Consider the following 13,142-nt stretch of genomic DNA (forward strand, 5'->3'; position numbering starts at 1 on the left):
TTTGTGAACGGAAAGTACAGAGGGTTGCCTGCCTTTTGAAGATTGTGCGAATTCAATCTTTATCTCACTAAGGTTGACAACCCTTTCCAAAAAACTCTATTTTCGTTTCATGTTTGCATACCTCAAAGGAGCGTTTACCCTCAAGACCCCAACTGTTGTTCACATTGATGTTCATGGTGTTGGCTATGAAGTACAGGTGAGTCTGAACACTTATTCCAAAATTCAATCGCTGAACGAAGGCACATTATTTACCCACTTACTGGTGAGGGAAGATGCCCATATTCTGTATGGCTTCTTCGACAGGCATGAAAAGGACGTTTTCCTACACCTGCTCAGCGTAAGCGGGGTTGGGGCATCCACTGCCCGGATGATGCTTTCCTCCCTCCAGGCCGATGAAGTGGTGAGGGCCATTCTTTCAGGAAATGAAGGTCTTTTAGAGAGCGTAAAAGGTATCGGGAAAAAGACGGCTCAACGGATCGTTTTAGAGTTGCGTGACAAATTAGCAAAGAGTCCTGTGGAAGCGAATATTTCTACGCTGACTCACAATAGTTTAGAGCTTGATGCGTTAACAGCTATGACCGCTTTAGGCATAGCCCGAAATGCAGCAGAGTCAGCCATCAAAAAAGCCCGGCAAAACAGTACGGAGTTTACCGAGGTTCAGGAACTGATAAAGGCTGCATTGAAGTGCCTTTAGCCAATATCAAAACTTATTTGCTTATAGACCTTGACCCTGATGCAACGCACCATATCTGGAATTGCCCTCCTGACCATTGTACTGACCTGCTTCACATTGGTGAGTTACTGCGGTATTCCTTTGCCACAAACACCGTTGAGAGATACAACTCCTGGTTTACGTTTTCCATTGACCGATCGCAGAGGTGATGCTTTTACAGAACCAAACCGTAATACGTTTGATCTGCAACGCCCATCAAACATCAAAGATTCCATTGCATACGATCCGGCAACAAAAAGATATTATATCTACGAAAAGATCGGCCGCAGCTGGTATCGTAAACCCAGCTATCTCACTTTCGAAGAAATGCTGGCTTACAAAAGCAGACAGGATGAACGTGATTATTTTCAACGCAGGCTCAATACCACACTAAACCTCAACCGTAAAATACTTGATCCGAAACTACAGGTAAGACCGGGTTTCTTTAATCGTTTATTCAGCAACACCGGTATTCCAAAGGTAGAGATCCGTCCGCAGGGTGATGTTACATTAACTGCCGGTTATATCGGTCAGAATATCAAGAACCCAACCTTGCCTGAACGTGCAAGGAAGAATGGTGGTTTTGATTTTGATATGAATGCCAATTTTGGTTTGAATGCTAAGATCGGCGACAAACTTAATTTCCCTGTTACGTACAATACACTCGCCAACTTCCAGTTCGAAAATCAATTGAAGCTCGATTATGTTGGTAATACAGATGCTATTATCAAACGTATTGAAGCTGGTAATATTCAATTCCCCGCACGTGGTACTTTAATGCCGGGTGCATCTGCATTGTTTGGTTTGAAAACTGAACTTCAGTTTGGTAAGCTGTACGTGACGGCAGTATTAGCAAATCAAAATTCAAATCGTCAACAGGTGCAATTAGCAGGTGGTACCGGTTTGCAGCAGTTCCAGGTAAAGGCTGATGAATACGAAGAGAACCGTCACTTCTTACTCGCACAATATTTTAAGAAGAATTATAATAAAAACATGAAGAATATTCCGGCAGTTACAACACCGGTTCAAATTCTTCGTATGGAAGTATGGGTCACCAACCGCACAGGTTCAACAACTGAAAACAGGAATGTTGTTGCGTTGATGGATCTTGGTGAATCACAACCCAATAATCCGAATGTATTTTCACTCACATCATCTGATCTTCCGCAAAATGGTGCAAACGATCTTTACCAACGGATGGTGAATGATCCTGCAACAAGAGATGCAGCATTGATCACAAACCGTTTACAAAGTTTTGGTTTAACAGCCGTGCAGGATTTTGAACGCACATTTGCACGTAAGCTTCGTCCGGAAGAATATTATTTTAATCCACAGATCGGTTTTATTTCACTCAATACAATTCTGCAACCCGATGAAGTATTGGGTGTGGCTTTTCAATATGCCGTGAATGGCAAAGTGTACCAGGTGGGTGAATTTTCGAATGATGTTACACCTGATACAACTGCAAACAACAGTGGTACACAAAAAGTACTGTTCCTGAAAATGTTGAAGGCAACATCACAACGTCCGTTGTTACCGATCTGGGATTTGATGATGAAGAACGTTTACTCGGTTGGTTATGGTCAGCTGGAACGGAAAGATTTTAAACTCAATATTCTTTACCAGGAACCGGGTGGTGGTGAAAAAAGATACATTCCTGAAGGTGAAGAAAAAGGAAGACCAATCATTGAATTAGTAAATCTTGATCGACTCAATAATCAAAACGATCCGCAGCCCGATGGTGTATTTGATTATATTGAAGGATTTACCATCAACTCACAACTCAGCCGTGTTATCTTTCCTTTGCTTGAACCGTTTGGTAAAGACCTAGAATATATTTTCCGTGGTGTCGATTCAAATGAACTGCGACAGAAATATTTATTCTATCCTTTGTATGATTCAATTAAATGGGTTGCACAGCAATCGCCACAATTGAACCGCTATGTTTTCCGTGGTGCATCACGTAGTGCAGGTGGCGGTGGTGATATTCCATTAGGTGCATTCAATGTGCCACAGGGCTCAGTTACTGTTACAGCAGGTGGACAAACGTTAAGAGAGAATGTTGATTACACTGTTGATTATAATCTTGGTACGGTGAAGATCATCAACCAGGCAATTGTAAACTCAGGTGTGCCCATTAATGTAGGGTTTGAAAATAACGCTACGTTCGGTATGCAGAACCGAAACTTCATGGCACTGCGTTTAGACTACAAAGCCATCGAGCGTCAAAACAAACAACTGAATATTGGTGCAGCAGTGATGCGTTTAGGTGAGCGGCCTTTCTTCACCAAAATGAATTATGGTGATGATCCGATCCGCAATACCATGATCGGTGCAGATGTAAACTATCGCAGCGATTGGAAACGTATGACAAAGTGGTTAGATGGTTTGCCTTTTTATTCTACACGACAGCTTTCAAATATTAATGTATATGGTGAAGCTGCACAAATTATTCCAAGTACAGCCAAACAAATTCGTCCTGAGAAAGGCGGAGGTGGTTTAATTTATATTGATGACTTTGAAGGAACACGTAATGGTATTGATCTTCGTTTCCCTTTCATAGCATGGTCGCTTGCATCAACACCATTTAAAGCACAGGATCGTTTTGGTGTTGAACTATTTCCTGAAGCATCATTAAATGATGATCTGCAGTATGGCTACAACCGTGCAAAACTTGCCTGGTATAATATTGAACCGGTACTGCAACAACGTCGTGATCCAAACAATCCTTTAGGTGGTAACCTTACTGAGTTATCTGATCCCCGTGTGCGTTTTGTAAACAGGCAGGAAATATTTCCACAGGTAACACCTGATCTGGGTCAAAACCAATTGATCACATTCGATCTTGCTTTTTATCCAACACAAAGAGGTCCGTATAATTTTGATGCACGTAATGGTAGTATCAATCCTTCAAATGGTAAGTTATTAAATCCACGAAACAGGTGGGGTGGTATTATGCGTGCCATCGATCAGATCGATTTCGAAACAAACAATATTGAGTTTATTGAAATGTGGGTACAAGATCCATTCATCCTCAACCCAACAAGCACCGGTGGACAGATGTATTTCAACCTCGGTAATATTTCTGAAGATATCTTAAAAGATGGTCGCAGGTTTTATGAAAATGGATTGAGTACAACACAAACACCAGCACGTGAAGATTTCAGTAACTGGGCAAGAGTACCACGTAACCCCATCCAGATAGCACAGGCATTCAGCAATATTGTTGAAGAACGTCCGCAGCAGGATGTTGGTTTAGATGGAAGAGCAGATAGTGCAGAGGTTCGTGTATTCAGCAGTTTCTTAAGTCAATATCAAACAAATATTGGTGGCGGTGCTGCATACCAAGCATTACTCGCTGACCCAAGTACAGATAACTACAAACACTTCCGTGTTGATCAGCCTGATAACGCAAGTATCCTTAGCCGTTACAAAGATTTTAATAACCCACAGGGAAACAGCCCTGTAGCTAGCAACGACATTCAGTACACCTCTGCTGCAACTTTGTATCCTGATAACGAAGATCTCAACCGTGATAATACGTTGAATGAAGTGGAAGAATATTTCCAGTATCATCTAGAGTTACGTCCAAAAGATGATCCGTTGATGCAGGTGGGGCAGAATTATATTGCCGACAGAAGAGAAGTGGATATTAAACTGGCTGATGGTAATTCACGTAAAGAAACATGGTTCCTCTTCAGGATACCTGTTAAAGAATATGAGCAGAAGGTGGGAAATATTCCTGACTTTAAGTCGATCCGTTTCATGCGTATGTTCATGACGGGTTTTGATGATTCATTGGTTGTTCGTTTTGGTAAACTGGAACTGGTGCGTAACATGTGGCGCTCTTACCAATTCGATCTTGATACAACAGGACAATACAAACCGTTACAAAACCAAGGTCTTACTTCATTTAACGTTACAGCTGTTAACGTTGAAGAAAACGATAATCGTGTTCCGGTGAATTATGTGATTCCTCCCGGAATTGAACGTGTGCAGCAGTTAAGTAATAATGGTGTAAACCTGTTGCAGAACGAATCATCGCTTAGTGTGCAGGTTTGTGATCTGCAGGATGGTGACAGCCGTGCTGTATTTAAAACACTCAATCATGATCTGCGTCAATACAAACGTGTACGGATGTTCATGCACGCAGAATCAAGAGGTAAAACAGATAATTTGCAAGATGGCCAGGCAATTGCTGTGATCCGGTTTGGTACCGACTTCATCAATAACTATTATGAAGTGCGCATGCCGTTAAAAGTTACAAGGTGGGGAACATATCCCCGTCCCGGTAATGGACCAAACGATACGAGTGCGGTGTGGCCGGGCGCAAACCAATTTGATCTGAGTTTGGAAGAATTGGTACGTTTCAAACTGCGTCGTACCGGTGGCGTGAATTCTGTTTATTCAGAAGACAGAGGTAACGGTGTTCGTTGGGCTGTTATGGGTAATCCAAATCTTGGTGAAGTGAAAGGCTTCTTAGTTGGTGTGGAGAATAACCGTAACGATGCCAATTCAACTGTATGCGCTGAAGTGTGGGTGAATGAATTACGTTTAAGTGGTTTGGATGAGAAGGGTGGATGGGCAGGTACAGGTCGTGTAGATATTCAACTGGCCGATCTTGGAACAGTTTCTATTTCAGGTTCTGCACGCAGTGCAGGATTTGGTACCATTGAACAGCGAGTGAATGAACGTAGCCGTGAATTCTTCTATCAGTTTGATGTGGCTACCCAATTACAGCTGGGTAAATTATTACCAAAGAAATCTGGGCTTGAAATTCCGTTCTACGCCAGCTATTCACAAACAGTTATGAATCCTGAATATGATCCTTATGATCAGGATATAAAGTTCAAAGACAAATTAAAAACAGTAACGAATAAAGATTCGGTTAAGAATATTGCACAGGATTTTTCTGCCATCACTACGGTGAATGTAACCAACATGCGGAAAAATAAAACCAACGGGAAGCCTGCAAAAATTTATGATGTTTCGAATTTTGATGTGAGCTATTCTTATACGAAAACAGAAAAGCGTAATCCGCTCATTGAAAATGATGTGATCGAAAAACATTATGGTGGTCTTGGTTATAACTATGCCCCACAGCCGAAATTTATTGAGCCGTTTAAAAAACTCATCAAGTACCGCAGCCCGTGGTGGAATATTATTAAAGATTTCAACTTCAACTACAGACCAAGCCTGTTAAGTTTCCGTGCAGATATCAATCGCCAGTTTGGTGCGGTGCGTGCAAGAGAAGTAACGATTCCGGGTGTGGCTCCAAGTCCGTTTAAAATTCCGGAGACCTACGATAAGTATTTTGTGTTTGACCGTGTGTACAATATGCGTTGGGATCTCACACGTTCGATCAATATCGATTTCAGCGCAACCAACAATGCACGTGTGGATGAACCGTTTGGCCGCATCAATACAAAAGAGAAGAAAGACAGCATCCGCAAAAACCTGTTGAAAGGCGGGCGTAATACCATCTATCGTCAAACAGCTAACGCATCTTATAACTTGCCATTGGCAAAGATCCCTGCCTTGGATTGGACAACTGCACGATTCAATTATAATACAACGTACAATTGGATCGGTGCATCACGTTTAGCTGCGAACCTTGGTAACACGATTGAAAATTCACAGACGAGAGTGTTTACAGGTCAGCTTGATTTTGTTCGCTTGTATCAGAAATCAAAATTTTTGCGTGCACTTGAAACGGAGAAAGATCCGAATGCAAAACCAACACTTGCATCGCCTAATATTAAATTTAATCCAAAAGATACTGTTGGCAAGAGCAAGAAGTATGTGGCGAAATTATTCCGTCGGTTGAACAGGCTGGAAGCGAAGAAAGACAAGAGTCTCACATTTGAACCAAGTGGAGCTGCAAGATTCTTTGGTCAGATATTAACTTCAGTAAAAAGTATTAATCTTAATTACAACGAATCGTTTAACTCACGCCTGCCGGGTTATACTGACAGTACTCAATACCTCGGACAAAACTGGCGTTCAGGTGCACCGAGCTTTGGTTATATTTTTGGCAAACAACCTGATGACCGCTGGCTTGATGATGCAGCAAGAAAAGGTTGGGTTACACGTGATACCAATTTCAACTTCCTGTTTTCACAGAGTTACAGGCAGGAGCTGAAAGCTGAAGCAACTGTTGAACCGTTCCGGGATTTCACCATTGATTTTAACCTTACACGTTCGTTCAGCAAAAACTATTCGCAACTGTTTAAAGACACTACAGGTAACGGCACTTTCGGTCATTTGAGTCCGTTAGCAAGCGGTGGTTTCGATATCAGCTTTATTTCTTACCAAACGATGTTCAGGAAATTCTCGGCTACAACGCCTGGTCAATCGTTCCTGCAGTTTGAACAGAACAGGCAGATATTATCTGAACGTTTGGGTAAAGCAAATCCTTACAGCGGTAACCAGGTAAATCCTGATGGTTATTATAAAGGTTATGGTCGTTATGCGCAGGATGTTTTGGTGCCTGCGTTTATTGCAGCATACACCGACCAGGATCCATTGAAAGTTGGTTTGCTCGATCAGAAGAACCGTCGTGTGAATGATAATCCATTCAAACGTTATTTACCAAAACCAAACTGGCGGTTAACGTATAATGGCTTGTCGAGAATTCCGGGTCTCGATCAGATATTTACCAACTTCAGCATTACACATGGTTACAGCAGTAACCTGAGTATGAATAATTTTACTTCTGCTCTTTTATACGCTGATGATTTTGGATTGGGTTATCCATCGTTCATCGATACCATCTCGAACAACTTTGTTCCGTTCTTCATTGTACCTAACCTTACCATCAGTGAACGGTTCTCGCCGTTGATCGGTATTGATGTGCAGATGACCAATCAGCTCAACTTTAAAGTTGATTACGGCCGCAGTCGTACCATCAGTTTAAGTTTGATCGATTTCCAGGTGAGTGAAGTAAGAAGTGTTGAAATTACAGTTGGTGCAGGCTGGCGCAAACGTGGATTGAAACTTCCGTTTAAAGTGCCATTTACAAAGAACGATTCAAAAACATTATCAAATGATCTCAGCTTCCGTTTTGATATGACTTATCGTGATAATGCTACATCAAACAATATTCTTGATCAACGGAATACCATCCCAACTGGCGGACAGAAAATTCTCTCCATCAATCCATCGATCGATTATGTACTCAACAATCGTGTAAGATTGCGTTTGTTCTTTGAACAAACACGAGTGATCGGTTACATTGCTACACCACCACCGGTTGTCAATACAAGAGCTGGGTTGCAGATCAATATTAGTTTGGCACAATAAATCAGAAATTTTTTATAAAATAAGATGCCGTTGCGTTAGCAGCGGCATCTTATTTTCTGTCAGAATATTTTTTGTACTGTTGGTTTATGATAAAGATCAAAGCACATCGCTGTATGCAGGTGTTTTCTTAAAGACGCTGTGAGCAAAAGGACATAGCGGGAGAATTTTTACAGCTTTCTCTCTTGCAAATTCAACAGCTTTTGCTACTAATTGTTTGCCTGCACCTTTTCCTGCAAGCTTATCACTTACTTCGGTATGATCGATAATGAATTTGCTTTCGCCTGCCCATACGTATGTCATTTCTGCAAGGCGTTCGCCATCCTGTTCAATATAAAAAGCACCTTTCTTGCCGTCGTCTGATTGAAGTATTTCCATAAAGGCGATAAAATTAAGTAAAGTTATTATCAGAAATTACATTAGCATTAACGCAGTTGTTTTGCTTGTGTCTTGCTTTATCATCTGTGCAACGGGGAGGTCTGACGTGGGGTATTTAGTGCTTCGTATTTCGTACTTCCAACAATTGCTTCATCTTCCTTACTTTTGAACCCAAATCAATAATTATGAGTCATCAATTACTGAAAGGGAAAAAGGGCATCATCTTCGGTGCTTTGGATGAAAAGTCGATTGCCTGGAAAACGGCGTTGAAATGTTATGAAGAAGGTGCGCAGATCGTTTTGACCAATGCACCTGTTGCTTTGCGTATGGGCGAGATCAATAAACTGGCTGAAGCCTGTGGTAATGCGCCGGTGATTGGAGCTGATGTAACAAATATGGATGACCTCAAGAATCTCTTTGAAAAATCAATGGAGCATTTTGGTGGCAAGGTTGATTTTGTGCTGCATTCAATTGGTATGAGTCTGAACGTTCGCAAGGGTAAACATTATACAGAACTCAATTACGAGTGGAATACAAAAACACTTGATATTTCTGCAATGAGCCTGCACCGTGTTTTACGTACTGCATGGGATATGGACGCCATCAACGAATGGGGTAGTGTGGTTGCTCTTACTTATATTGCTGCACAACGTGTGTTTCCTGATTATAATGAAATGGCTGATGCAAAATCATTGCTTGAAAGTATTACCCGCAGCTTTGGCTATCATTATGCTGTTAAGAACAAGGTGCGTGTAAACACGATTTCACAATCGCCTACAAAAACAACTGCAGGTAGTGGCGTAAAAGGATTTGATGGTTTCATTAACTATGCAGAAAAAATGAGTCCCCTGGGTAATGCCACTGCAGAAGATTGTGCAAATTATATTGCTGTAATGTTCAGCGATCTTACACGTTATGTAACGATGCAGAATCTTTTCCATGATGGTGGTTTCAGCTTTACCGGTGTAACGGCTGAAGTAATCGAACAGATGGAAAAATAACACACAAGTACAAAGTAAGAGATGCGAAGTACGAACATGCACTTTGTTGATCAACTTAATAAATAGTTAGCGTTCTGAAAAGTTGATAAGTTTTTTGCTTATCAACTTTTCAAGTTTAAAACCAGATACAATGGATCCTTTTTGGGTTAAGGCTGTTGGCCTCTTTGCATCCATACTGAGTAGTGCCACATTTGTGCCGCAGGTATATAAAGCATGGCGAACAAAAAGTGTGGGCGATCTGAGTATTTACACCATCCTGATTGTAACCACCAGTACCATGGTTTGGCTCGTATATGGCATCTTTAATGATCCGCTGCTGGTGCCTGTGGTGTTGTGTAATGGTTTTATTTTTCTACTCTCTTTAGTATTGCTGTATTTCAAATTCACTTTTAAAAAGTAGTTATGTATATCGAGCATCTTGCTATATGGGTAAAGAATCTTGAGTTGATGAAAGATTTCTATTGCCGTTACTTTAATGCAACATCGAATAATAAATATATCAATGAGAAAAAACAATTTCAATCGTATTTTCTTTCGTTTGATGGCGGACCTCGTTTGGAGTTGATGCAGATGCCAACTGTTCCTGATTCAAAGGATAATGTGTACGATCAGTTTACAGGCTTTATTCATTTTGCTGTTTCGCTTGGAAGTAAAGAGAAAGTTGATGAAATGACAGAACGTTTCCGTGCAGATGGGTTTGAAGTGATTGATGAACCACGCACCACAGGTGATGGTTATTATGAAAGTGTGATTCTTGATCCCGAGAAAAACAGGATTGAGTTAACGGTTTGATTTGAAATATGATTTGTATCTCGACTTCGATCGATACAAATGCAGTACCCTTCGACTGCCGCTCAGGGCAAAAAAGAAACCCCGTCGCTCAGGACAGGGTTCAATGTTTTTAGCTTTCAGCTAAGAGCATGCAATAGCAGCTTTTTAATATTCATCTTCATTAAAGAAGAAGTCTTCCTGGCTTGGATAATCAGGCCAGATGTCGTCAATGCTTTCGTAAATTTCGCCCTCGTCGTCTAACTCCTGCAAATTCTCTACTACTTCAATGGGTGCCCCACTGCGGATCGAATAATCAATCAATTCATCCTTGGTAGCAGGCCAGGGAGCGTCTTCGAGGTACGAGGCTAATTCAAGTGTCCAGAACATAAGGAAAACCCTTTAATTTTCCGCAAAAGTAACTTTCCTGCTGAAATAACCAAATCTGCTTTGTTATATGTGTGTATAAACCGGGTAGAGGAAATTTTAGCAGCAGTTTGGCACAACGGTTCAATACCTTAGGTTTGTAAAACGGAGACGAAACAAATGCTTACTTGTAAACAGATAACGAAACGATATGGCAGCCTGGAAGTGTTGAAAGGCGTGGATTTGCAGATTAGCAAAGGCGAAATTGTGAGCTTGGTTGGAAGCAGTGGGGCGGGTAAAAGCACTTTGCTGCACATATTGGGAACTTTGGATGAAGCCGATGGCGGACAGGTGTGGCTGAATAATGTACAGGTGAATCAATTAAAAGGAGATGAGCTGGCTGGCTTCCGTAACCGGCACATTGGGTTTGTGTTCCAGTTCCATCATTTGTTGCCCGAATTTACAGCGCTGGAAAATGTTTGTATTCCGGGATGGCTTGGAACGAAAAAGAAAAAGGAAGTGGAAGTGAGGGCTGTTGAATTGCTTAAGATGTTGGGACTGTCAGATCGTATGCAGAACAAACCTGCTGAGTTGAGTGGTGGCGAACAGCAAAGGGTGGCGGTTGCAAGAGCATTGATCAACAACCCTGATATTATTATGGCTGATGAGCCAACCGGCAACTTAGATAGTACACACGCACGGGAATTACATCAATTGTTTTTTGATCTGCGTAAACAATTCAATCAAACATTTTTGATCGTTACGCATAACGAAGAACTGGCTGTTCAGTGTGATCGTACGGTGCATATGAAAGATGGGAGAATTGTTGCAGGTGCGAATTAGGCACAGTTTTTATTTTCAACTTTTTACTTCTCACTTTTCTTTAAACTCTTGGCTTCCACGGAGTTTCTTGCACGCCTAACTGATGACCTGTGTAACGGGCCAATACAAATAAATAATCACTCAAACGATTGATGTATTTTATCACAAGTGGTTCAACAAACATTTCTTCCTGCTGCATGTGAACACATAAACGTTCGCAGCGGCGACACACACATCTTGCAACATGCAAAGTACTTACCGAAACATGACCGCCAGGTAAAACAAAAAATTTCATTGGAGGAATAGCGTCATTCATCTTATCCATTTCTTTTTCCAGCAAGGCAACATCTTTTTCTTTCAGATCAGGAATTTTCATTTTCGGCTCTTTCTCCGGGTCACAAGCCAATGACGAACCAATTGTAAACAAACGATCCTGTATTTCTTTCAGCACTGATTTGGTGTGTATATCGGCTACATGATCGGTTACTAAACCAACGTATGAATTCAATTCATCAACAGTACCGTATGTCTCAATACGGATATGACTTTTTGGAACCTTTGTTCCGCCAATTAAACTCGTTTTTCCTAAATCGCCTGTTTTTGTATAGATCTTATGTGCCATTGTTCATCAATTGGAGTGTTAACAAAAGTAGACAGCAAAGGTTGTAAATAAAAAATGGAGAGTTAAAAACTCTCCACAACATTTTCAAAATTCAGTTCGGTCATCAGGCGTGTAGTGCGAGTTCTTCACGTGTCTGATCGGTTTCAATTAATCCGTCACGCAAACGCACAACACGCTTGGCATAGCGGGCAATATCTTCTTCATGTGTTACCAAAACAACTGTATTACCGAGTTTATGAATATCAGTGATCAATCCCATGATCTCAACCGATGTTTTTGAATCGAGGTTACCGGTAGGCTCATCCGCAAGAATAATGGATGGCCTGTTCACAAGTGCACGTGCAATGGCCACACGTTGAATCTGACCACCACTTAATTCATTTGGTTTGTGGTGCGATCTGTCGGCAAGGCTTACTTTCTCCAGCATTTCCAATGCACGTTCTGTTCGTTCCTTTTTTGATACCCCTGCATAAATAAGTGGTAACGCTACATTTTCCAAAGCGCTTAAACGTGGCAAGAGGTTAAACTGTTGAAACACAAATCCAATTTCCTGGTTACGTATTTCAGCAAGTTCATTATCATTCATCTTGCTCACATCATTGCCATTCAAAACATATTTACCATCGGTGAGGGTATCAAGGCAACCAAGAATATTCATCAAGGTGCTTTTTCCAGAACCTGATGGCCCCATCAATGCTACAAATTCATTTTTATTAATGTCAAGATCAATACCTTTTAAAACAGGAAGTTCCTGTTTGCCGAGATAATAGCTTTTGCGTAGTTGCTCGAGGTGAATAACTGATTGCATGAGATGAATATAGAATTATTTTTTGATGACTTTCGGTACCATAAAAAAATGATCATTCCGAAGTGCCGCATTTTCAAGACCTGTTTCTCTTTCAACAGAACCCTTCAGTTCATCTTCACGTAACACATTGATTTCTTCAGTAAGGTGAATCAAAGGTTCGATGCCTCTTGTATCAAGCTCTTGCAATTTTTCAATAAAGCCGATCATTTGCTGCAGATCGTCCCTTAGTTTTTCTTTTTCTTCGGGTTTGATCTCCAGCCTTGCAAGCAGGCTTAATTTATCAATAAGTGCATGGTTTACTTCCATCTGCCAAAAATAAGCAAATTGCGTGGTGCAAGATTTGTTTTGGATGAACGGAGATAATAT

11 protein-coding genes are annotated in these 13,142 nt (G+C 41.1%); 6 read left to right on the plus strand and 5 right to left on the minus strand.

From position 1 onward, the window contains the following. Positions 1 to 109: 109 nt before the first annotated feature. Together ruvA and sov are read left to right on the plus strand one after the other, a co-directional pair. Positions 110 to 694 (plus strand): Holliday junction branch migration protein RuvA, encoded by a 585-nt coding sequence (gene ruvA, locus H4075_RS04130; protein ID WP_182804424.1) that lies wholly within the window; start codon positions 110 to 112, stop codon positions 692 to 694. 39 nt (positions 695 to 733) lie between these two features. After that, on the plus strand, positions 734 to 8,014 hold the full coding sequence (sov, locus tag H4075_RS04135; RefSeq protein ID WP_182804426.1) for a T9SS outer membrane translocon Sov/SprA: 7,281 nt from the start codon (positions 734 to 736) through the stop codon (positions 8,012 to 8,014). 96 nt (positions 8,015 to 8,110) lie between these two features. Here the strand turns inward: sov and H4075_RS04140 are convergent, their stop codons facing one another. Next, positions 8,111 to 8,389, minus strand: a complete 279-nt coding sequence (locus H4075_RS04140; protein WP_182804428.1) for a GNAT family N-acetyltransferase — start codon at positions 8,387 to 8,389, stop codon at positions 8,111 to 8,113. A gap of 185 nt (positions 8,390 to 8,574) precedes the next feature. Between H4075_RS04140 and H4075_RS04145 the strand changes: the two genes are divergently transcribed. From H4075_RS04145 to H4075_RS04155, 3 genes are all read left to right on the plus strand, one after another. Then, complete coding sequence (locus H4075_RS04145) at positions 8,575 to 9,390, plus strand: enoyl-ACP reductase FabI (protein ID WP_182804430.1); 816 nt, start codon at positions 8,575 to 8,577, stop codon at positions 9,388 to 9,390. 130 nt (positions 9,391 to 9,520) lie between these two features. Then, positions 9,521 to 9,790: a SemiSWEET family sugar transporter gene (locus H4075_RS04150; protein ID WP_182804432.1), complete on the plus strand. Its 270-nt coding sequence runs from the start codon at positions 9,521 to 9,523 to the stop codon at positions 9,788 to 9,790. A 2-nt stretch (positions 9,791 to 9,792) separates the two neighbouring features. Further along, positions 9,793 to 10,182 (plus strand): VOC family protein, encoded by a 390-nt coding sequence (locus H4075_RS04155; RefSeq protein WP_182804434.1) that lies wholly within the window; start codon positions 9,793 to 9,795, stop codon positions 10,180 to 10,182. A 144-nt stretch (positions 10,183 to 10,326) separates the two neighbouring features. On the opposite strand, the gene H4075_RS04160 is transcribed toward H4075_RS04155, so the two are convergent. Continuing rightward, complete coding sequence (locus H4075_RS04160) at positions 10,327 to 10,548, minus strand: DUF2795 domain-containing protein (protein ID WP_129130154.1); 222 nt, start codon at positions 10,546 to 10,548, stop codon at positions 10,327 to 10,329. A 156-nt stretch (positions 10,549 to 10,704) separates the two neighbouring features. Between H4075_RS04160 and H4075_RS04165 the strand changes: the two genes are divergently transcribed. Then, a complete protein-coding gene (locus H4075_RS04165) occupies positions 10,705 to 11,367 on the plus strand; it encodes an ABC transporter ATP-binding protein (RefSeq protein WP_182804436.1) in 663 nt (220 codons plus the stop codon). Between the two features lie 40 nt (positions 11,368 to 11,407). Here H4075_RS04165 and H4075_RS04170 read toward each other — a convergent pair whose 3' ends face one another. The 3 genes from H4075_RS04170 to gatC form a co-directional block, all read right to left on the minus strand. After that, positions 11,408 to 11,968 (minus strand): cob(I)yrinic acid a,c-diamide adenosyltransferase, encoded by a 561-nt coding sequence (locus H4075_RS04170; RefSeq protein ID WP_182804438.1) that lies wholly within the window; start codon positions 11,966 to 11,968, stop codon positions 11,408 to 11,410. Positions 11,969 to 12,071: 103 nt separating this feature from the next. Beyond that, positions 12,072 to 12,776, minus strand: coding sequence for an ABC transporter ATP-binding protein (locus tag H4075_RS04175; protein ID WP_182804440.1), 705 nt, complete (start codon positions 12,774 to 12,776; stop codon positions 12,072 to 12,074). Between the two features lie 15 nt (positions 12,777 to 12,791). Next, entirely contained in the window at positions 12,792 to 13,082 is a 291-nt protein-coding gene (gene gatC / locus H4075_RS04180) for an Asp-tRNA(Asn)/Glu-tRNA(Gln) amidotransferase subunit GatC (RefSeq protein WP_182804442.1), read from the minus strand. Positions 13,083 to 13,142: the final 60 nt, after the last annotated feature.

This window comes from Lacibacter sediminis (assembly GCF_014168535.1).
GTDB classification, from domain to species: domain Bacteria; phylum Bacteroidota; class Bacteroidia; order Chitinophagales; family Chitinophagaceae; genus Lacibacter; species Lacibacter sediminis.